This is a genomic window from Streptomyces sp. NPDC012466 (genome assembly GCF_042955215.1).
Classification (GTDB): Bacteria; Actinomycetota; Actinomycetes; order Streptomycetales; family Streptomycetaceae; genus Streptomyces.
This window is the reverse complement of record NZ_JBIBEQ010000001.1, coordinates 1,381,283-1,402,490: the sequence shown is the minus strand read 5'-3', so window position 1 is coordinate 1,402,490 and position 21,208 is coordinate 1,381,283. Positions and strand designations below refer to the sequence as shown.

At 68.4% G+C, this 21,208-nt stretch carries 14 protein-coding genes and 1 pseudogene; 12 read left to right on the top strand and 3 right to left on the bottom strand.

Translation table 11 applies throughout. The features are described 5' to 3' along the window. Positions 1-6 precede the first annotated feature (6 nt). A complete protein-coding gene (locus ACFY9E_RS06245; protein WP_390979802.1) occupies positions 7-1,065 on the bottom strand; it encodes a lytic polysaccharide monooxygenase in 1,059 nt (352 codons plus the stop codon). A gap of 581 nt (positions 1,066-1,646) precedes the next feature. Between ACFY9E_RS06245 and ACFY9E_RS06240 the strand changes: the two genes are divergently transcribed. The 5 genes and pseudogenes from ACFY9E_RS06240 to ACFY9E_RS06220 all read left to right on the top strand — a co-directional run. Then, positions 1,647-2,639 (top strand): ABC transporter permease subunit, encoded by a 993-nt coding sequence (locus ACFY9E_RS06240; RefSeq protein ID WP_390979800.1) that lies wholly within the window; start codon positions 1,647-1,649, stop codon positions 2,637-2,639. Next, on the top strand, positions 2,633-3,505 hold the full coding sequence (locus tag ACFY9E_RS06235) for an ABC transporter permease subunit (RefSeq protein ID WP_390979798.1): 873 nt from the start codon (positions 2,633-2,635) through the stop codon (positions 3,503-3,505). The genes ACFY9E_RS06240 and ACFY9E_RS06235 overlap by 7 nt, the downstream gene beginning before the upstream one ends. A 44-nt stretch (positions 3,506-3,549) precedes the next feature. Beyond that, entirely contained in the window at positions 3,550-5,205 is a 1,656-nt protein-coding gene (locus ACFY9E_RS06230; RefSeq protein ID WP_390979796.1) for an extracellular solute-binding protein, read from the top strand. 76 nt (positions 5,206-5,281) lie between these two features. After that, a complete protein-coding gene (locus ACFY9E_RS06225) occupies positions 5,282-5,965 on the top strand; it encodes a hypothetical protein (RefSeq protein ID WP_390979794.1) in 684 nt (227 codons plus the stop codon). Positions 5,966-6,011: 46 nt separating this feature from the next. Further along, a pseudogene (locus ACFY9E_RS06220) lies at positions 6,012-6,278 on the top strand (Beta-galactosidase C-terminal domain); the annotation flags it as partial. Here ACFY9E_RS06220 and ACFY9E_RS06215 read toward each other — a convergent pair. After that, positions 6,272-8,254, bottom strand: coding sequence for an alpha-glucuronidase (locus ACFY9E_RS06215; protein ID WP_390979792.1), 1,983 nt, complete (start codon positions 8,252-8,254; stop codon positions 6,272-6,274). The pseudogene ACFY9E_RS06220 and the gene ACFY9E_RS06215 overlap by 7 nt on opposite strands. Positions 8,255-8,274: 20 nt before the next feature. Then, a complete protein-coding gene (locus ACFY9E_RS06210; RefSeq protein ID WP_390979790.1) occupies positions 8,275-12,072 on the bottom strand; it encodes a GH92 family glycosyl hydrolase in 3,798 nt (1,265 codons plus the stop codon). A 366-nt stretch (positions 12,073-12,438) separates the two neighbouring features. Between ACFY9E_RS06210 and ngcE the strand changes: the two genes are divergently transcribed. The 7 genes from ngcE to ACFY9E_RS06175 all read left to right on the top strand — a co-directional run bounded on the left by ngcE (position 12,439) and on the right by ACFY9E_RS06175 (position 21,066). After that, positions 12,439-13,893, top strand: a complete 1,455-nt coding sequence (gene ngcE / locus ACFY9E_RS06205) for an N-acetylglucosamine/diacetylchitobiose ABC transporter substrate-binding protein (protein ID WP_390979788.1) — start codon at positions 12,439-12,441, stop codon at positions 13,891-13,893. 41 nt (positions 13,894-13,934) lie between these two features. Beyond that, entirely contained in the window at positions 13,935-14,861 is a 927-nt protein-coding gene (locus ACFY9E_RS06200) for an ABC transporter permease subunit (protein WP_390979786.1), read from the top strand. Between the two features lie 3 nt (positions 14,862-14,864). After that, entirely contained in the window at positions 14,865-15,788 is a 924-nt protein-coding gene (locus ACFY9E_RS06195; protein ID WP_390979784.1) for an ABC transporter permease subunit, read from the top strand. Between the two features lie 564 nt (positions 15,789-16,352). Then, entirely contained in the window at positions 16,353-17,564 is a 1,212-nt protein-coding gene (locus ACFY9E_RS06190; protein ID WP_390979782.1) for an ROK family protein, read from the top strand. Between the two features lie 133 nt (positions 17,565-17,697). Further along, the gene (locus ACFY9E_RS06185) at positions 17,698-18,798 is read left to right on the top strand and encodes a substrate-binding domain-containing protein (RefSeq protein WP_390980318.1); all 1,101 of its coding nucleotides are present in this window, start codon (positions 17,698-17,700) and stop codon (positions 18,796-18,798) included. Between the two features lie 187 nt (positions 18,799-18,985). Further along, the gene (locus tag ACFY9E_RS06180) at positions 18,986-19,777 is read left to right on the top strand and encodes an ATP-binding cassette domain-containing protein (RefSeq protein WP_390979780.1); all 792 of its coding nucleotides are present in this window, start codon (positions 18,986-18,988) and stop codon (positions 19,775-19,777) included. Further along, positions 19,774-21,066, top strand: a complete 1,293-nt coding sequence (locus ACFY9E_RS06175) for a sugar ABC transporter permease (protein ID WP_390979778.1) — start codon at positions 19,774-19,776, stop codon at positions 21,064-21,066. The genes ACFY9E_RS06180 and ACFY9E_RS06175 overlap by 4 nt, the downstream gene beginning before the upstream one ends. Positions 21,067-21,208 lie beyond the last annotated feature (142 nt).

Below are 21,208 nucleotides of genomic sequence, written 5' to 3'. Positions count from 1 at the left end.
GTCGGTTCAGCCCACCCGGCAGGGCAGGCCGCTCGCGCTGTCACCCCCCGGCCCGGAGACGACGTAGCCGAACGTCGTGCTCTTGCCCGGGGCGAGGGAGCCGTTCCAGTTGGAGTTGTGGACCATCACCGCCTGGCCGTTGTAGGTCGCGCTGCCGCTCCACAGGCTCTCGACCTTCTGGCCCGACGGGAGGGTCCAGTCGACCATCCAGCCGAGCATCGGGACCGTGCCGGTGTTGGTGACGGTCACCTCGGACTGGTAGCCGCCGCTCCAGGTGCCGGTGGTCTTGCGGGTGGCCGTGCAGGTGCCGGGCACCGGCTCGGACGGGTTGCCCGGCTGCTTGATGCCGGTCACCTCGCCCTTGCCACCGTCGAAGACCACGTCGGAGCAGGAGTAGAAGGTCTCCTGGCTGTCGGAGCGCTGCCAGACCATGTAGATGATGTGGCGGCCCGACTTGTTGTCGGGGAGCTTCCCGGCCCAGGAGTAGTTGGCCTCGACCGTGCCCGGGGAGCCGTTCAGCGGCGGGTGGTCGACACTCAGGAACGGCCGCTCCTCCATGTCGTTCCAGGTGAGCGTCTTGGTGGGGTCGAAGCCGTCCTTGGTGATGTAGACGTAGAACCAACCCGGGTGCGCCGCCCAGGCGTTGTACGAGAAGTCGACGGTCGCGCCCGAGGTGAGATGGGTGAGCGGCCAGTCCTTGCTGGGCGTGTTGAATCCGGTGAAGTTGGGGTTGCCGCCGCTGCACAGCTCGCCGTCCGGTACGAAGCCCCGGGTGCGGCCGGCGCCGTCCGAGCGGAGCACCGAGAACCAGTTGTAGAACGGCGTGGTGCCGCTGACCTGCTGTGCGCCCCGGCACGCGGGGTTCACCGGCTTGATCTCGCCGGTGTCGGTCAGTCCGTCCTGCCAGCACAGGAACGTACGGCTGCCGGGCTTCATGGGGGTGCCGTGCGCCTCCGCCTCACCACCGGCCGTCATGACCAGGCCGAGGGCCGGGACGGTGACGAGGAGGGAGAGCAGCACCAGTAAGAGGGCTCTGGCCCGGTGGGGGAGCGCTGATCGGGGCATCGTGGATCCTCCCGGTCGGCTTGTCAGGATCATGACAGCATCATCCGTTCGTGGGGGTACGGACCTGCGGATGTGTGTACACGGATGAGCGGGATGGGGGCACTCGAGGGCGGGTTCCGGTCCACCGTTATGGGAGCGCTCCCACCCCGCCTGTTGCGGAAGGTAGCGCCAGCCGGCCCGGTTGTCTACGGCCGGCGCACCGGGTCCTGGTCCTCACTGCGGCGACAAGGGCCGGTGTTCACGGCGTTCGCGGCCCGAACACCCTGGCCGGCGTGCCGGCGGTGCTGCCGTCGCGAGCCGCACGCCGTCGCCGCCACCGGCTCCGTCGGCGGCAGGGGGCACGCGGACACGGCGGCTCCTCGCATGAATCGGCCGCACCACAGAAACTTGCGGCCGTCCAGGGGTGGTTGGCCCCTGGGGGCTACCCACCTTCGATGCGGATCCAACCCGGCACAGGCGCCCCGTCGGACTCTCGCGGTACCCATTGACAGCGCTTTCTGCTGCCCCTAAGTTGCCGCGGAGTTACCGGTAAGAGCTCGAAAGTTTCGGTTCCGCGTCCCTGCTCACGGGAGGCCCGAGCAATGAGCACGTCCACCACACCGGCCCCGCCGGGCACCCAGGACCCGCCTCCGGCCCGGACCGCCCCCAGGCGCGGCGGGCGGACACCCGCCCCGACCGGCTGGCGGCGGGCGTTGCGCCGCGACTGGCAGTTGTACTCACTCGCGATCCTGCCGCTGCTGTTCTTCCTGGTGTTCCGCTATCTGCCGATGATCGGCAACGTGATCGCGTTCCGGCGCTTCGAGCCCGGTGGTTCGCCCTTCGGCGAGGAATGGGTGGGCCTGCGCTATGTGCGGATGTTCCTCGGCGACCCCACCTTCTGGCAGGTGTTCCGCAACACCCTGTGGCTGGGCGGGCTCACGCTCGTCTTCTGCTTCCCTCTCCCGATCGTGCTCGCGCTGCTGCTCAACGAGGTGCGCCGGCGTTCCCTGAAGCGGTTCGTGCAATCGGTGTCGTACCTCCCGCACTTCCTGTCGATCGTGATCGTCGCGGGCATCACGATGCAGATGCTGGCGAGCGACGGCCCGGTCAACCACGTCCTCGGCATGCTCGGCCACGAGCCGGTCCGCTTCATCCAGGAACCGGAGTGGTTCCGCACGATCTACGTCGGATCCGAGATCTGGCAGACCGCCGGCTGGGGCACGATCCTCTACCTCGCCGCGCTCACCACGATCGACGAGGACCTGTACGAGGCCGCCCGGATCGACGGCGCGGGCCGTTGGCGGCAGATCTGGCACGTCACCCTGCCCGGCATCCGCCCCACCATGATCACGCTGCTGATCCTCAACGTCGGCACCTTCATGGCGGTCGGCTTCGAGAAGGTGCTGCTGCTGTACAACCCGCTGACCTATCCGACCGCCGACGTGATCTCGACCTACGTCTACCGGGCCGGTGTCGAGTCCAGCAGCTTCAGCTACGCCGCCGCCATCGGCCTGTTCGAGGCGATCATCGGCCTGGTCCTGATCACCTCCGCCAACACGCTCTCGCGCCGCACAGTGGGGACCAGCCTGTGGTGAAGCCGAGCCGTTCCCACCGGGTCTTCCAGGGCGTCAACGGCGTGGTCCTCACGCTCGTCGTGCTGGTGACCCTGTACCCCTTCGTCAACATCATCGCGAGGTCCTTCAGCGGGGAGCGCCAGATCCGGGCCGGTGAGGTGAGCCTGTGGCCCAAGGGGTTCAACCTCACGACGTACAAGATCGTGTTCCAGGACTCGATGTTCTGGCGCACCTACGGCAACACCGTGTTCTACACGGTCGTGGCGACGGCCGTCGCCATGGTTCTGACGACCTGTTACGCCTACGTCCTGTCGAAGCGGCACCTCAAGGGCCGGGGCGTACTCGTCGGCATCGCCGTGTTCACCATGTTCTTCACCGGCGGCCTGATCCCGAACTACATCCTGGTCACGAGCCTCGGCCTGAAGAACAGCGTGTGGGCGATCGCCCTGCCGAACGCGATCAGCGTCTTCAACCTGCTGGTGATGAAGGCGTTCTTCGAGAACCTGCCGACGGAGCTGGAGGAGGCCGCGCAGATCGACGGCCTGAGCACCTACGGCATCCTGCTCAGGGTCGTGCTGCCGCTGTCCAAGGCGGTCGTGGCGACGATGCTCCTCTTCTACTCGGTGTCCTTCTGGAACTCCTGGTTCAGCGCGTTCCTGTACATGGACCACTCCGGCCTGATGCCGGTCACCGTCTATCTGCGCAACCTCATCGCCGGCGCCACCGGAGGCGGCAACGCGGGCGCGGGCACCGCGGAGCTCAGCCAGGTCGGCGCGAGCATCCAGGCGGTCACCATCGTCCTCACCGCCCTGCCGATCCTCCTCGTGTACCCCTTCGTCCAGCGCTTCTTCGTCTCGGGCGTGATGCTCGGCGCGGTCAAGGGCTGACGCCGCACCACTCCTCTACTGATCTACGGAACAAAGGAGTTCCCGTGCAGAACACAGGGCAGCTGTCGCGGCGCCAGATCCTCGCCGCCGCCGGGTTCATCGGCCTCGCCACGGTCACCGGCTGCGGCGGCGGGGACGACGGCGGCGACGGGAAGGACCTGTCGAAGAAGCAGGACGGGGCCATGAAGAACTACCGGGCCGGACAACGCTTCAAAGCGGCACGGCCGCTGTCGTTCTCGGTGCTGCACAACAACAACCCGGTCTACCCGATGAAGGACGGCTGGCTGTTCTGGAAGGAGCTGACCAAGCGCACCGGTGTGACCCTCAAGCCGGTCGACGTCCCGCTGGCCGACTACGAGAAGAAGCGCAGCGTCCTCATCGGCGCGGGCGACGCACCCTTCCTGATCCCGAAGACGTACCACCCCTCCGAGGTGGCCTTCGTCTCCTCGGGCGCGATCCTCCCGGTCAGCGACTACGTGAAGCTGATGCCCAACTTCCGCGACAAGGTGCGCAAGTGGAAGCTGGAGCCCGAACTCGACTCGATCCGCCAGTCCGACGGCAGGTACTACCTGCTGCCCGGCCTGCACGAGAAGCCCAAGTCCGGCTACTCGCTGTCCTTCCGCACGGACGTCCTCGACCGGCACGGCCTCAGCCTGCCCACCACCTGGGACGAGGTGTACGGCGTCCTCAAGGCGCTCAAGGAGGAGTACCCCGGCACGTACCCCTGGACCGACCGCTGGAGCACCAACACGCCCTTCCCGTGCGGCGCGTTGTTCAGCTACCTCGGCCAGGCGTACGGGGTCAAGGCGGGCTGGAGTTACGACAACATCGCCTTCGACGCCGAAGCGCGCAGGTTCGTCTTCAACGGGGCGACGGACGGCTACCGTCACATGATCGAGTATCTGAGAAAGGTCGTCGCCGAGAAGCTGCTGGACCCGGAGAGCTTCACGCAGCAGGACGAGCAGGCGGTGCAGAAGCTGCTGGCCGAGAAGTCCTTCGTGATCAGCGCCAATCCGCAGGAGCTGGTGCAGAACTACCGCTACAACCTGGAGAAGCAGGTCAAGGGCGCGACGATCGAGATGGTGCCGGTGCCGCTCGGCCCGGCCGGTCCCGTGGTGCTCGGCGGCACCCGGCTGGAGAACGGCGTCATGGTCTCCAGCAAGGCCCTCGAGAGCGACCACTTCGTCGCGATGATGCAGTTCCTCGACTGGCTCTGGTACTCGGACGAGGGCCAGAAGTTCTGCAAGTGGGGCGTCGAGGGCGTCACCTACACCCGGTCCGGCGGCCGGTTCGAGCCGAAGCCCGGCATCTCCCTCATGGGCTCGGACCCGGACGCGCCGAAGGACCTCCAGAAGGACTACGGCTTCTTCAACGGCGTCTTCACCTACGGCGGCAGCTGGGACCTGGTCTCGTCCTCGTTCAGCCCGGACGAGAAGAAGTTCCAGGACGCCATGGCCCGGCGCGAGGAACTGCCCGTCGACCCGGCCCACCCCCTCCAGTCCTTCGAGCAGGAGCAGGCGACCCTCTGGGACACCCCGCTCAAGGACCACGTCGTCCAGAACACCCTCCGGTTCGTCCTCGGCAAGCGCCCGCTGTCCCAGTGGGACGACTACCTCGCCGAGCTGAAGTCGAAGAACATGCAGCAACTCGTCGACCTGCACAACAAGGCGTACGAGCGGTACAGGAAGGAGAACGGGTGATCCGGGTCCCCGACGCGCCCCGCGACCGGCCCGCCGTCACCCGGCGCCACCCGGCGCCCGGGCGGGAGGTCACGGCGTGAGCACCGTACGGACCTCCGACTTCGGCACCGGAACCCTCTCCCGGGCCTCCGCCCTCATCCACACCGTCCTCACCGTCGAGGCACTGCTGCTCCTCGCCGCCTCCCCAGGTCCGGCCGGGTTGCTCCTGCTCGGCCCCGACCCGGCGAACCTTCCCCTGGCGGCCCTGTGCCTGCTGCCCCTCGGTCCGGCCCTGTCCGCCGGGCTCTACGCCCTGCACCACCGCAGCCGCGACCTCACCGAGCTGCACCCGGCCCGGGCCTACCTGCGCGGCTGGCGGCTCAACGCCGTACCGGCACTGAAACTGTGGGCACCCCTGCTGGCCTGGCTGACGGTCATCGCCTTCACCCTCACGCACTTCTCCGCCACCGGCCTGCCCGGCTGGTGGGCGCTGCTGCTCGCCGTGATCGGCGCCGGCTCCCTCCTGTGGGGCGCACACGCCCTCGTCCTCACCTCGCTCTTCACCTTCCGCGCCCGCGACACCGCCCGCCTCGCCGCGTACTTCCTGTTCCGGCACGGCCACGCCACCCTCGCCGCCGCCTCCCTGCTGATTCTCACGGCCGCGTCGACGGCCCTGCTGACCGAGGCCCTGCCCGCCCTGCTGGCCGCCCCGCTGCTGCTGTCCCTGCTGCACGGCAGCCGGACCGTGATCGCCGAGACGCGGAAGGACTTCACCGCATGACGCCCAAGATCCGCTACGGGGGCGACCACAGCCCCGAGCAGTGGCCGCCCTCGACCCGCCCGGCGCCGACCGGGTCGTACGCAGGGTCCTGGCCCGCCACGACCTGCCCGGCCCCTACGCCGGCCATCCGGCGGTGGAGACCGCCACCCGGGTGGCACCCGACGGCACCCGTCTGCTCTTCCTCCTCAACCACGCCCCGCAACCGGCCCGGCTGACCGCCCACGCCCCGGCCACCGACCTGCTCACCGGCAAGCGGGTGGACCAGGGCGACCCCCTGGTCCTCGACCCTCTGGGCGTGGCGGTCCTTCAGTAGATCCGCCGCCCCCGCGCGTCCGGCACCCCGGACTTGCGAAGGAAGTAGCTGTTGATCTGGTCGCGCCACTCGCGGGCGCTGCGGAGCTGCTCCTCGTAGCGCTCCGCCACCCGCGCGTGGCGCCCCGGCTCGACGAGGTCCGCGAGGCCCGTCCACACCCGGCGGGCCTCCTCGGCCTCCTCGACGCCCTCGAAGTGCGTGTCGTAGATGTGCTGGATGACGGTCTTCCCGCTCTTGAGCACATGCCCGTAGGGCACATGGTGGAAGAACAGCAGCAGCTCGTCGGGGCAGGTCTCCGGCGACTCGTACAGCCCGGACCAGGGCTTGCCGTACTGCCCGGCGAAACCCGTGCCGGTCGCCGCGCTGCGGTCGACGCCGACCCCGTCCCGGTCGGCGAAGTGATAGGTCCCCCACGGGCTGTACTCGTACCCGTCCACGCTCGGCCCGTAGTGGTGCCCCGGCTGCACCATGAAGCCCACGCCCAGCGGAGCGGTGTACTTCTCGTACGTCCGCCACGAGCCGTCGAGCACGGCGTGCAGCCCGTCGGCCAGCAGGGCGGGGGCGTCCGGGAAGCTGAGCGCGATCCACTCGTCGAGCAGCGCGCGCGGCTCGGCGTCCGGCTGCCAGGCCAGCCGCCCGAAGGTGTAGAGGTTGGCCTGCGCCAGCGGATGCCCCGTCCAGAACGGGTCGTCACCGGCGTTCGACACGGCGACGAGCCCGCCCCGCGCCGATGCGCCGACAGTGGACCCGGACGCGTGCCGGAATCGCAGCACCTCGCTCCACATGGGCCCCAGCCAGCACACATGCCGCTGCTGCCCGGTGTACTCCTGGGTGGCCTGCAGCTCCACCGCCAGCCGGGTGCGCGGCATCGCCCCGATCAGCGGCGAGACCGGCTCACGCACCTGGAAGTCCATCGGCCCGTGCTTCACCTGGAGCACGGCGTTCCCCGCGAACTCGCCGTCCAGGGGCACGAAATGGTCGTACGCGGCCCGGGCCCGGTCGGTCGTCCGGTCCCGCCAGTCCTGGCGGTGGTCGTAGACGAAGGCCCGCCAGTGCACGGTGCCGCCGAACGGCTCCAGCGCCGCCGCCAGCAGGTTCGCGCCCTCGGCGTGACTGCGGCCGTACGCGAACGGGCCCGGCTGGCCCTCCGAGTCGGCCTTCACGACGTACCCGCCGAAGTCGGGTATCGCCTCGTACACCCGCCGGGTCACCCCGGCCCACCAGGAGCGCACTTGCTCGTCCAGCGGGTCGGCCGTGGGGAGCCCGCCGAGCGTGACCGGGGCGGCGAAGGAGACCGACAGGTGGGTGCGGATGCCGTAGGGCCGCAATGCCTCGGCGATGCCGGCCACTTCACCGATCCGCTCGGTCAGCAGACGCGCCTCGGTGGCGTGCACGTTGACGTTGTTCACGCAGAGCGCGTTGATCTGGCACGCCGCGAGCAGCCTGCCGTAGGCCCGCACCCGGCCGGGTTCGCCTCGCGCCCTGCCGTCCTCCCAGAACAGGGAGCCGCCCGCGTAGCCGCGCTCCACCTGGCCCATGACCGGGTGCACGGCCACGTTGTCCCAGTGGTCGAGCATGCGCAGCGCGACGGTGGGACGACGGATCTCCCGCGCCCACGTGCCGGTGAAGGCCGCCTCCCCGAGGCGCAGGACATGGAACAGCCCGTACAGCAGCCCGCGACCGCCGGAGGCGGTGACGGTCGTCGTGCCGCCCTCGCGCGCGGTGGCGAAGCCCTCGCCGCCGAGGTCGTCGGCACCGAGGCCGAGGACCAGGTCGTACGGGCCGTCGTCCGACGCGTCCCGCACGACCCGGCCCCCGAATCTCCGGCAGGCCTCCGCCACCTCCCCGTGCACCGTCTCCACCAGGAGCCCCGACCCCCGGATCAGCGTCCGGCGGCCACCGATCGCCCGGAAGGCGGCGGGCGGCAGCCAGGCCGGGTCGACCCCCTCGGGCGGGACGGGCACGGGAAGCGGCATGAGACCCCCAACTCACGTGATCAGCGCAGCAGTTCGACCTCGGCCAGCGTCGCCTCGCCGTCGAGGACCAGGCGGTACTTCCCGTACGTACCCGGTGACTTCACCGAGAACGCGCGGGTCTGCCGGTCCCACGCGAAGGTTTCCCCGGAGCGCCGGTCCAGCGTCCGCCAGGTCTCACCGTCGGAGGAGCCCTGGAGCGTCCAGCCGGCCGGTGCCTTCGCCCGGTCCTTCGACGACGTCAGGGTGTACTGGACGGCCTCGGCACCCTCGCCTACCGGCAGGTCCACGGACGTCACCGCGGCGTCCGTCGCCGACGTGTCGTCGAACAGGGCGCCGTCACCCCTCAGCACGTCCGCGCGGGGTGCCGGTACCTCGTCGTCCTGGGTGATCGACACGGGCGCCGCGTCCTTGCCCGTGCCCCACGACGACGGCCGCGAGCCCATGTCGAACTCCAGGACACCGCCCTTGGCGACCAGCGAGTGCGGCAGCGAGGTCTTCGACCAGGTCCGGCCGTTGACCTTCAGCCCCTGCACGTAGACGTTCTTCGCGCTGTTGCGCGGCGCCTTCACCACCAGCTCGCGCCCGTTCTCCAGGTGCACGGTCGCCTTCTCGAACAGCGGCGAGCCGATCGCGTACTCGCCGCTGCCCATCACCAGCGGGTAGAAGCCGAGCGCGGAGAACAGGAACCAGGCCGACTGCTCGCCGTTGTCCTCGTCGCCGTGGTAGCCCTGACCGATCTCGCTGCCCGTGTACAGCCGGGACAGCACCTCACGCACGTTCTTCTGCGTCTTCCAGGGCTGCCCGGCCGCGTCGTACATGTAGAGGGCGTGGTGGGCGACCTGGTTGGAGTGCCCGTACATGCCCATCCGCACGTCCCGGGCCTCGGTCATCTCGTGGATGACACCGCCGTAGGAGCCGACGAACTCGGGGGAGGCCGTCTCGGGGGTGGACAGGTACGCGTCCAGCTTGTCGGCGAGGCCCTTGCGCCCGCCGTACAGGTTGGCGAGGCCCCGGCCGTCCTGCGGGGCGGTGAAGGCGTACCCCCACCCGTTGGTCTCGGTGTAGTCGTGGCCCCACACCCGCGGGTCGTACGTCGAGGACTCGACCCGCCAGTCGCCCTTGGCGTTCCGGCCCTGGAAGAACCCGGCCTTCCGGTCGAAGAGGTTCACGTAGTCCCGGGCGCGGTCCAGGAAGTACTCCGACTCCTCCTTGTAGCGCCGCTCGCCGGTCTCCTCGTAGAGCTTGTGGCCCATGCGGGAGATGCCGTAGTCGTTGAGGTAGCCCTCCAGCGCCCAGGACAAACCCTCGTGGGTCTCGGTGCTCGTGTAGCCGAGGAAGGGGGAGGTGGCCATGCCCTTGCGGCCGACGCCCGAATTCGGCGGGACGACCGTCGCGTTCTTCACGGCCGCCTCGTACGCCGCCTTCGCGTCGAAGTCGACGCCCTTGACGTACGCGTCCGCGAACGCCACGTCCGACGAGGTGCCCGTCATGAGGTCCGCGTAGCCGGGGGAGGACCAGCGGGAGGTCCAGCCGCCGTCCTTGTACTGCTGCACGAACCCGTCGACCAGCTCACCCGCCTTGCCCGGCGTGAGGAGGGAGTACGCCGGCCAGGTCGTCCGGTAGGTGTCCCAGAAGCCGTTGTTGACGTACACCTTGCCGTCGACGATCTTCGCGCCGGTGTGCGTCGGGGTGTCCGGGTTCGGCATGGGGGAGAAGGGCGAGGCGTACCGGTACTTCCCGTCGACCTTCTCGAACCCGGAGTTCGGGTACAGGTAGAGCCGGTACAGGCTGGAGTACAGCGTCGTCAGCTGGTCGGGGGTCGCGCCCTCCACCTCGACCTTGCCGAGCAGCCGGTCCCACTGCCGCCGGGCGCTCCTCTTCACCGCTTCGAAGGACCTGCCCTCCGGGATCTCCTGCCGGAGGTTGTCCTTGGCCTGGTCGAGGCTGATGAGCGAGGTCGCCAGGCGCAGGGTGACGGTCCGGTCGTCGGCCTTGAAGCGGAGGTAGCCCTTGACCCCGGTGGCGTCCGACTCGGTCACCGGCTTGTCGAACTCGCCGTAGACGAACAGCCGGGTCGCGCCCGTCGACAGCCCGGACTTCACGTCCGAGTAGCCGGTGACGATCCCGTTCTCCTTGTCGAGCGTGAGCCCCGCCTGGTCGGTCACGTTGTCGAAGAGGACACTCGCGTCATCGCCCGGGTAGGTGAAGCGCAACGCCGCCGCGTGGTCGGTCGGCGCCATCTCGGCCTTCAGCCCGTTCTCGAACCGCACCCCGTAGTAGTACGGCCGCGCCGTCTCGTTCTCGTGCCGGAAGGCCAGCTCGCGCGCTTCCCGGCCGAGGTCCGGAGTACCGGCGGCGACCGACGGCATCACCTGGAAGGTCTGCCGGTCGCCCATCCAGGGACTCGGCTCGTGGCTCGCGCTGAACGCCTGGATCGTCGGCAGGTTGTCCGCGTTGTTCGCACGCGCGTAGTCGTACAGCCAGCTGAGCGAACCCGCGTTGGTCACGGGCGTCCAGAAGTTGAAGCCGTGCGGCACCGCCGTCGCCGGGAAGTTGTTGCCCCGCGAGAAGCCGCCGCTGGAGTTGGTGCCGCGGGTGGTCACCGCGTAGTCCGACAGGTGGGCCTTCGGCTGCTCGGGGGCGACGGAGGCGATGCTCACGTCGTCCAGCCAGCCGCGGAACTTCGCCGGGCCCTTGGGGGAGTCGTAGGCCACCAGGATCCGGTCCACAGTCTTCCCGGCCGCGACCGAGCCGATCCGCGAGGCCACGTTGTTCCACTGGTTGACGTAGAGGATCTTGGAGGCGCCCTGACCCTGCGGGGTCAGCGGGAAGCCGTGCTGGTCGGTGGCGCGCAGGTCGCTCAGGCGGGTGCCGTCGGTGAAGGCCAGGTCGACGGAGACGTTCGTGGCGTCGTAGTCGAGGTCACCGTCCGCCATCGACGGGAAGATCCGGTACGACAGCCGCGTGTTCCGGCCGACGGCCACGTTCACGTCGAAGACCTTGTTGTACGAGTACGCCCGTCCCTCGGTGGTGTGCCGGCCGGCGTAACGCAGCGCACGCCTGCCCGTGAACCCGGCGCCCGCCTTGGCGGTGGGGGAGCCGCTCGGTCCCCGGTCGACCAGCGAGAGCATGTCCTGCGGGACCGGCCCGTCGCCGCCGCCCGTGGACAGCTGGAGGTCGGCGAGCTGCAGGATGCCACCGCCGTTGTTCCGGGTGACCTCCAGCCGGAAGTGCCGGTACTCGGCGGGCTCGGCCAGGTCGTAGGTCTTCGTCTGGAACCGCTCCGTGAAGGACTCGCCGGAGCGGGTGTCGAGCGTCGTCCACTCCTTGCCGTCGGCCGAGCCCTTCAGGGTCCAGTCCTTGGGGTCGCGTTCCTCGGCGTCATTGGCCGACGTCAGTGCGTAGCGCACAAGTCTGACGGGTTTGTCCAGGTCGAACTCCACCCAGCCGGTGGACTCGAAGGCCAGCCACTTGGTGCTCGGCTCGCCGTCGACGAGGTTCTCCTTCACCTCGCCACCGCCGGTGTTCTCGGCACTGGCCCGGACGTCGGTGACCCGGTCGGTCACATTGCCCGGTATGCCGCTGCTGTAGCCGCCGTCCACGCCCGAGGCGCGCTTGCCGCCGTCGGGGCCGGTGTCGACCGTGTTCGTCCAGTCCGGAAGCGGGTCGTCCGCCTCGAAGGAGGACGTGAACCCCCGATCGGGTCTCTCAGGGGCCTGGGGCAGTGCGACCGCAACGCCCTGTGAACCCAGGGCCAAAGCGAAGGCGGTCGCCGACACGACCGCCGAACCCCATCTGTGCCGAGCTTTCCGCTGCATCAACGGGTACCCTCCCTGCGCAGTGGACAACGTTGTCACCTTCGATGCGCAAGGACCAGTAGTTGCCCAAGTAGCGGGGAGTGTCAAGGGTGTTGCCTGTGGCATTACGGCGCGGCGACCGGGATATTTCCGGCGGAGCACCCGCAGGCCGCTCATACTTCCGCGAGGTCTCAACTCGGATAAGACCCACGGTCAACCTTGTGTTCGATCTTGATCCGCCGACGGGAAGTGGACTATACCTGTCGGGCGATTCACACGATCCGCACGTCACCACCCGCACTTTCCTGCACGACCCAGCTTGACCCGATCGCGGTGCCGGAGGATCCGGTTCACCGCCTGAGTCCTGGAGAAGGCGAGGACTTGAGCATGGGATCCACTTCCGCCGAGAACCACGGCACCGAAGGTGTCGGCCGCCGTGATCTGATCAAAAGGTCTGCCGCGCTCGGTCTGATCTCCGTCCCCACCATGAGCTTCCTGTCGGCCTGCGCCAGCAGTGGCGGCGACGGCAGCGGAGACAAGGCCAAGGCCGGAAAGAAGACCGCGAAGAACCCGCTCGCCGTCAACGACACGGCCGGTATGGAATTCGTCCTGTTCGACGGCGGCTTCGGCAAGGAGTACGCCGAGGACGCCGTGAAGATCTACGAAAAGAACTTCCCCAAGGCCCAGGTGAAGTTCTCCGCCACCCAGAAGATCCAGTCCACCCTCCAGCCCCGCTTCAACCAGGGCACCCCGCCGGACCTCATCGACAACTCCGGCGCCGAGCAGATGGACATGGGCGTCCTGGTCGGCAAGAACCAGCTCACCGACCTCACCCCGCTGCTGGACGCCCCCTCCTACGACGACCCGAACAAGAAGGTCCGCGACACGCTGCGCCCCGGCATCGTGGAGATGGGCCAGTTCGACGGCGAGAAGGTCTGGATCCTGTACTACGCCTACACGGTGTACGGCGTCTGGTACTCGCAGAAGGCCCTGGACTCGCTCGACGAGCAGTACCCCGAGACCTGGGACCAGATGCTCGCGGTCTGCGCGAAGGCCAAGAAGAAGGGCATGGCGGGCTGGACGTACGCGGGCAAATACCCGTACTACATCCCCTTCTCGCTCTACCCGATGATCGGCAAGGTCGGCGGCCGTGAAGTCCTCGACGCGATCGACAACCTGGAGCCGAACGCCTGGAAGCACCCGGCCGTCAAGGCCTGCTTCGAGGCGTACTACGAGCTCTACAAGAAGGGCTACGTCCTGAAGGGCACCCCGGGCCTGGACCACATCCAGTCGCAGACCGCCTGGGCCGAGGGCAAGGCGCTGTTCATCCCGAACGGCTCCTGGGTGGAGAACGAGTCCGCCAACGTCATCCCGAAGGACTTCGACCTGGCCGTCTCCGCGCCCACCGGCCTCGACTCCTCCGACAAGATGCCCTTCGGCACCATCTGGGCCTCCGGCGGCGAACCCTTCATCGTCCCGGCCAAGGCGAAGAACGCCGCCGGCGGTATGGAGCAGCTGCGCATCATGCTCAGCGAGGCCTCCTCGAAGAACTTCACCGGCAAGGTGAAGTCGCTGACCGCGTACAACGGCGGCACCGACGGCGTCGCCCTCACTCCCGGCCTGAAGTCGGGTGTCGCGGCGCTGGACAAGGCCGGGGAGAACGTGGTGAATCCCCGTCTCCAGGACTGGTACGTGCAGTTGCAGAAGGAGAAGATCGGTGTGTCCGGTCTGGGCGAGATGATGGCCGGCCGCCTCACCCCGGCCGAGGCCATCAAGAAGATCCAGGCCTTTGCCGACGAGGCCGTCAAGGACGACTCCATCAAGCACTACAAGCACCAGTAACAGCACCGGAAATCGATTTCCGCAACGGCACCGGAGTGGCGATGCAGCACGGCAAGTACCGGTTCATCGTGGGCTTCCTCGCGTTGCCCCTAGGACTGTACGCGCTCTTCGTGGTCTGGCCGTTCATCCAGTCCATCTATTACTCGTTCACGGACTGGACCGGCCTGAGCCCCGAATTCAAGATGGTCGGTTTCGACAACTACAGCCGCATGCTCGATGACGACATCTTCTGGAAGTCGTTGCAGCACAGCCTGCTGTTCGCCCTCCTGCTGCCGGTGGTGACGATCGGCCTCGCGCTGTTCTTCGCCTTCATGATCAACGTGGGCGGCAGAAAGAGAAAGAACGGCCCGGTGATCACCGGCGTCCGAGGCTCCTCGTTCTACAAGATCGTCTACTTCTTCCCGCAGGTCCTCTCGATCGCCATCGTCGCGCTTCTGTTCGCGTTCGCATACAACCCGGACAGTGGCGCGATCAACTCGCTCCTGCGCGGCGTCGGGCTCGCCGACCTCCAGCCCCTGTGGCTGGGCGATCCCGACCTCGCGCTGTGGGCCGTGATGGCGGTCCTCGTCTGGTCCACGGTCGGCTTCTTCGTCGTCCTCTTCTCCGCCGGCATGGCCTCCATCCCGGCGGAGATGTACGAGGCGGCGCTGCTGGACGGCGCCAACCGGGTCACCACGTTCTTCCGCGTCACCCTGCCCCTGCTGTGGGACACCGTGCAGTCCGGCTGGGTCTACGTGGGCATCCTCGCCCTGGGCGCCGAGTCGTTCGCGGTCGTGCAGATCATGACGACCGGGCCGGGCGGTCCCGACTACTCGACCACCGTCATGGTCCTGTACGTGTACCAGAAGGCGTTCCGTGACGGGCAGGCCGCCTACGCCACCACCATCGGTGTCGCCCTGCTCGTCGTCACGCTGGCCTTCGCCGCCGTGGTGATGCGGCTGGGCCGTCGCGAGCGGCTGGAGTACTGACCGATGAAGACGACCGAAACCCCCGCTCCCCTCCCGGCCGAGTCCGGCGCCCCCATCGCCAAGACGGACGTCCCGCCGCCCGCACCCGTGAAGGAGAAGAAAGAGGGCACGGTCCTCAACGTCTTCTCCCACGGCGTCCTGGTCCTCTGGGCGTTCATGGTGGTCATGCCGCTGCTCTGGGCGGTCATGACGTCCTTCAAGGACGACCGTTCCATCTTCAGCTCCCCGTGGTCGCTCCCGGACTCCCTGCACTTCGACAACTGGTCACGGGCGTGGACCCAGGCCAACATGAGCGACTACTTCCTCAACACCGTTCTGGTGGTGGGCGGTTCGCTCATCGGCACACTGGTCCTCGGCTCCATGGCGGCCTACGTCCTGGCGCGCTTCGAGTTCCCGGGCAACCGCTTCATCTACTACCTGTTCATCGGCGGCATGAGCTTCCCGATCATGCTGGCGCTGGTCCCGCTGTTCTACGTGGTGAACAACATGGGCCTGCTGAACACCATCCACGGCCTGATCCTGGTCTACGTCGCCTACTCGCTGCCGTTCACCGTGTTCTTCCTGACGGCGTTCTTCCGTACGCTGCCGACGTCGATCGCCGAAGCGGCCTTCGTCGACGGCGCGTCCCACAGCCGCACGTTCTTCCAGATCATGCTGCCCATGGCCAAGCCCGGCCTGATCAGCGTCGGCATCTTCAACTTCCTGGGCCAGTGGAACCAGTACATGCTCCCCACGGTCCTCAACACCGACCCGGACAAGCGTGTCCTCACCCAGGGACTGGTCCAGCTGGCGGTCAGCCAGGGCTACAAGGGCGACTGGTCGGGCCTCTTCGCGGGCCTGGTGATGGCGATGCTGCCGGTCCTCGCCGCGTACATCATCTTCCAGCGGCAGGTGGTGCAGGGGCTGACCGCGGGCGCGCTGAAGTAGCCCGGGCCTGAGCGCCACGGCCGGGTGGGTGCGCGACTCGGCGCGACGAGGTGCCTCCCCCCCCGGCTCTCGGCTTCGCTCGAGCGGGGGGCCCGACGCCCACTCGTGCCGCCCTCAGCGGCACGACTGCCCGAAGCCAAGCGGGACTGGGCGCCCGCCCCCGCGCACGTCCGCCCCCACACGCCCGCACCCGCCGGACGACGCAAGGGGCCGGGTCGGGGGACGTCCGCCCGCAGCGGCCGGCGCGTCGACGGACAGCGAGTCGGCACGCGGCCCCCATCGCGCCGTTCGTCGACCGTCTCGCCGACCGCGTCGGCGCCCCGGCCCGAGGACGAACACCCCCGGCGCGGCCGCGGCCCACCCCCGGCGGACGACGGCCCGCACCCCGCCCACCTCGGCCGACAGAAAGCGCGAACTATCACGTAGCGCTCCGCGACGACCCGTACACCGCCCGGAATCAGTTCAACCTCTTGACGGGAGGCAACCCGAACGGCTCAGCTTAGAGTTCACTAGTTGGACATAGACGGGGTCTCATCGAAGCGGCCCCGTGCGCAGGAGGTCGTCGTGGAGACTCCGGGGTCGCAGTCGTCGCTGCACCGAGCCAACCTGGAGCGGGTCGTACGAGCCGTGCGCCTGGCGGGCTCCCTCACCCAGGCCGAGATCGCGCGGACGACAGGTCTGTCCGCGGCGACGGTCTCCAATATCGTCCGGGAGTTGAAGGACGGCGGCACGGTCGAGGTCACTCCGACCTCCGCCGGCGGCCGCAGGGCCCGCAGCGTGTCGCTGAGCGGCGACGCCGGCATCGTCATAGGTGTCGACTTCGGCCACACCCACCTGCGCGTCGCCATCGGCAACCTCGCTCACCAGGTCCTCGCCGAGGAGTCCGAGCCGCTGGACGTGGACGCCTCGTCCACCCAGGGCTTCGACCGGGCGGAACAGCTGGTCACCCGCCTGGTCGAAGCCACCGGCGTCGACCGCTCCAAGATCGCCGGAGTCGGTCTCGGCGTCCCGGGTCCCATCGACGTCGAGTCCGGCACCCTCGGCTCGACCGCCATCCTCCCCGGCTGGACCGGCACCAAGCCGGCCGAGGAACTGCGCGGCCGCCTCGGTGTCCCCGTGCACGTGGACAACGACGCCAACCTCGGCGCCCTCGGCGAAATGGTCTGGGGCAGCGGCCGAGGCGTCCGCGACCTGGCATACATCAAGGTCGCGAGCGGTGTCGGCGCCGGCCTGGTGATCGACGGCAAGATCTATCGCGGCCCCGGCGGCACCGCTGGAGAAATCGGACATATTACACTCGATGAATCCGGCCCGGTCTGCCGTTGCGGCAACCGCGGCTGCCTGGAGACCTTCGCGGCCGCGCGGTACGTGCTCCCGCTCCTCCAGTCCAGCCACGGCACCGATCTGACCATGGAGGGCGTCGTGCGGCTCGCCCGGGACGGAGACCCGGGCTGTCGTCGGGTGATCGCCGACGTCGGCCGCCACATCGGAAGTGGAGTGGCCAATCTCTGCAACCTGCTGAACCCGAGCCGGGTGGTCCTCGGCGGTGATCTCGCCGAGGCCGGTGAGCTGGTGCTCGGGCCGATCCGGGAGTCCGTCGGCCGCTACGCGATCCCCAGCGCGGCACGCCAGTTGTCCGTTCTCCCCGGTGCCCTCGGCGGCCGTGCGGAGGTGCTCGGAGCGCTCGCTCTCGCTCTCAGCGAGATGGGCGATTCGACCCTTTTGGACGGGACTGCCACGGGACCGCTGAAGGCCGCTACCCCTGCCTTCACTTAGAGAACGGATGGCACCGTTGCCATCTCGTTAAGGATTTACTTCTTGACGTCGCACGTGCGGCCGAGTTGACTTCCAGCCACCTCGGCCGCAATGTCGCGGCCTCGTCAGGGAGGTTTCTGAAGTGAACACGCGTATGCGTCGCGCCGCTGTCGCTATTGCCGCCGGTGCGATGGCTGTTTCGCTTGCTGCCTGTGGCAGCGCCAAGGAGTCGGGCGACAACGCCGACTCCACGGGGTCCGCCAAGAAGGGCGACGACATCAAGGTCGGCCTGCTCCTTCCCGAGAACGCGACCGCCCGTTACGAGAAGTTCGACCGGCCGCTCATCGAGAAGAAGGTCAAGGAACTCACCAACGACAAGGGTGAGGTCGTCTACGCCAACGCCAAGCAGGACGCCAGCACGCAGAACCAGCAGGTCGACACCATGGTGACCAACAAGGTCGACGTGCTGATCGTGGACGCGGTGGACTCCAAGGCCATCGCCGGCTCGGTGAAGAAGGCCAAGGACGCGGGCATCCCGGTCGTCGCCTACGACCGCCTGGCCGAGGGCCCGATCGACGCCTACACCTCGTTCGACAACGAGACGGTCGGCAAGACCCAGGGTGAGGCCCTGCTGAAGGCGCTGGGCGACAAGGCCAAGGACGGCCAGATCGTCATGATGAACGGTTCCTCCACCGACCCCAACGCCGCCCAGTTCAAGAAGGGCGCGCACTCCGTGCTCGACGGCAAGGTCAAGATCGGCCGCGAGTACGACACCAAGGAGTGGAAGCCGGAGAACGCCAACTCCAACATGGAGGGCGCCATCTCCGCCCTCGGCAAGGACAAGATCGTCGGCGTCTACTCCGCCAACGACGGCATGGCGGGCGGCATCATCACCGCCCTGAAGGCCGCCGGCATCGCCGACATCCCGGTCACCGGCCAGGACGCCGAGCTCGCGGGTGTGCAGCGCATCGTCACCGGTGAGCAGTACATGAGCGTCTACAAGCCCTACCCGCAGGAGGCGGACGTCGCGGCCGAGATGGCCGTCGCCCTCGCCCAGGGCAAGTCGCTCGACTCGATCGCCAAGGACAAGGTCGACAGCCCGACCACCAAGGCCATCCCCTCCGTCCTCGTCCCGGTCGTCTCGCTGACGAAGGACAACATCAACGACACGGTCATCAAGGACGGCATCTACACCGTCAACGAGATCTGCGCGGGCAAGTACAAGGCCGCCTGCGACAAGATCGGCCTCAAGTAAGCAGCCGCCAGGTCCCCTGAGGGGCACGGGAGCCCGACGGCTCCCGTGACTCCCGTGCGGGGACCGGCTGCCCCCCGAGTTCCTCCGGCGCCCCGCCCTACCAGCCCCGCAAGCTCCGCGGGGCGCCGGACGGATCACTCCACCCACACTTCTGCACAACCTCCCGCCGGGTCAGGCGGCGAAGGAGATGGTTTACGTGTCCGCTACGCCCGTGCTGGCGTTGCGCGGGGTCTCCAAGCGGTTCGGTGCCGTTCAGGCGCTCACCGACGTAGAGCTTGAGGTCCACGCCGGTGAAGTGGTCGCCCTGGTCGGCGACAACGGAGCCGGAAAGTCCACGCTGGTCAAGACGATCGCCGGCGTGCACCCCATCGATGAGGGTGTCATCGAATGGGACGGCAGGTCCGTCCAGATCAGCAAGCCGCACGACGCCCAGAACCTGGGCATCGCGACCGTCTACCAGGACCTCGCGCTCTGCGACAACATCGACGTCGTCGGCAACCTCTACCTGGGCCGGGAGATCCGCAAGCGCGGCGTCCTGGACGAGGTGGAGATGGAACGCCGCTCCCGCGAGCTGCTCGACACGCTGTCGATCCGCATCCCCAGCGTGCGCATCCCGATCGCCTCGCTCTCCGGCGGACAGCGCCAGACCGTGGCCATCGCCCGTTCCATGCTCGGCGAGCCCAAGCTGGTCATCCTCGACGAGCCCACCGCGGCCCTCGGCGTCGAGCAGACCGCGCAGGTCCTCGACCTGGTCGAGCGGCTGCGCGAGCGCGGCCACGCCGTGATCCTCATCAGCCACAACATGGCCGATGTGAAGGCCGTCGCGGACAAGGTCGCCGTCCTGCGCCTCGGGCGCAACAACGGCGTCTTCGAGGTCAAGTCGACCTCGCAGGAAGAGATCATCTCCGCCATCACCGGCGCCACCGACAACGCCGTGACCCGCCGTGCGGCGCGCACGAACGGGGAGGGTTCCAAGTGAGCATCGACAAGACCTCCGCGGCTCCGGACGAGCACGTCGTGGAGAACCCCGAGGCGGCCAAGGCCGCCGTCACGGTCGTGGACCCCCGGCTGCTGGTGCGCGAGCAGGGCCTCAAGGGCTACGTCAGCGAGTTCAAGCGGAAGATGAAGTCCGGCGACCTGGGCTCCATCCCGGTCGTCATCGGCCTGGCCATCATCTGGCTCATCTTCACGAGCCTGAACTCCAACTTCCTCACCGCGGGCAACCTGTCCGACATGTCCGTCGCCATGGTCGGCACGGGCATGATCGCCGTCGGCATCGTGTTCGTGCTGCTGCTCGGCGAGATCGACCTGTCGGTCGGCTCGGTGTCCGGTGTGGCGGGTGCTTCGTTCGCGGTGCTGAACGTCACCAACGGCATGAACGAGTGGCTCGCCTTCGTGCTGGCCATCCTCACCGGCACGGTCGCCGGCGTGCTGCACGGCTTCTTCTTCGCGAAGATCGGCGTTCCCGCCTTCGCCGTCACGCTCGCCGGTCTGCTGTTCTGGAACGGCTTCATGCTCCAGATCCTCGGCGACAACGGCACCATCAACCTCGACCCGGACGGGGTCGTGGCCCAGCTGACCAGCTACTACTTCTCCGACGTGGCCGCCGCGTACGCGCTGGCCGCGGTGGTGACCGCCGGCTTCTTCGTCAGCTCCTTCCTCGGCAACCGGCGCCGCGAGGCCGCGGGCGTGCCGTCGCGGCCGCTGAGCGAGACCGTCGTGCGGACGGTGCTGCTGGCGGTGCTCGCCTTCACCGTGGCCATCGTCTTCAACCAGTACAAGGGCCTGCCGCTCGCCGTGGTGATCTTCATCGTGGTGCTGCTGGTCACGGACTTCGTGCTGCGCCGCACGTCCTACGGCCGGAAGGTGTTCGCGCTCGGCGGCAGCGTTGAGGCGTCCCGCCGGGCCGGCATCAACGTGGAGATGGTCCGGATCTCGGTGTTCGCGATCTCCGGCACCTTCGCCGCGGTGGGCGGTCTGTTCATCGCCTCGAAGATCGCCGCTGCCAACCAGGGAGCCGGTGGCGGTGACCTGCTGATGAACGCGATCGCCGCGGCGGTCATCGGCGGCACGTCGCTCTTCGGTGGCCGGGGACGCACCTGGAACGCGCTGCTCGGTGTCCTGGTGATTGTGTCGATCCAGTACGGCCTCGCCCTGGAGGGCATCGCCTCCCCGGTGCAGTACATGATCACCGGTGGTGTGCTGTTGGCCACGGTCGTCATCGACGCCGTCACCCGTAAGACGCAGAAGACCGCAGGGCGCGCGTAGCGCCCGGGAACACCCCTGTGCCCGGTACCTCCCAGGTACCGGGCACAGCCGTGTCGTAGGTGTGGCGCACCATGGGTAGAGCCGAACGCGTGACGTACGACGCACAGCCTCGGCGCCGCCCGCAAGGGCGGAACATTAGACT

Excerpts from the sequence above, each read along its gene's own strand:
- ACFY9E_RS06240 (WP_390979800.1), top strand. The coding sequence starts at position 1,647 with ATGAGCACGTCCACCACACCGGCCCCGCCGGGCACCCAGGACCCGCCT.
- ACFY9E_RS06245 (WP_390979802.1), bottom strand. The coding sequence starts at position 1,065 with ATGCCCCGATCAGCGCTCCCCCACCGGGCCAGAGCCCTCTTACTGGTG.
- ngcE (WP_390979788.1), top strand. The coding sequence starts at position 12,439 with ATGGGATCCACTTCCGCCGAGAACCACGGCACCGAAGGTGTCGGCCGC.
- ACFY9E_RS06195 (WP_390979784.1), top strand. The coding sequence starts at position 14,865 with ATGAAGACGACCGAAACCCCCGCTCCCCTCCCGGCCGAGTCCGGCGCC.
- ACFY9E_RS06200 (WP_390979786.1), top strand. The coding sequence starts at position 13,935 with ATGCAGCACGGCAAGTACCGGTTCATCGTGGGCTTCCTCGCGTTGCCC.
- ACFY9E_RS06180 (WP_390979780.1), top strand. The coding sequence starts at position 18,986 with ATGGTTTACGTGTCCGCTACGCCCGTGCTGGCGTTGCGCGGGGTCTCC.
- ACFY9E_RS06215 (WP_390979792.1), bottom strand. The coding sequence starts at position 8,254 with ATGCCGCTTCCCGTGCCCGTCCCGCCCGAGGGGGTCGACCCGGCCTGG.
- ACFY9E_RS06210 (WP_390979790.1), bottom strand. The coding sequence starts at position 12,072 with ATGCAGCGGAAAGCTCGGCACAGATGGGGTTCGGCGGTCGTGTCGGCG.
- ACFY9E_RS06185 (WP_390980318.1), top strand. The coding sequence starts at position 17,698 with ATGCGTCGCGCCGCTGTCGCTATTGCCGCCGGTGCGATGGCTGTTTCG.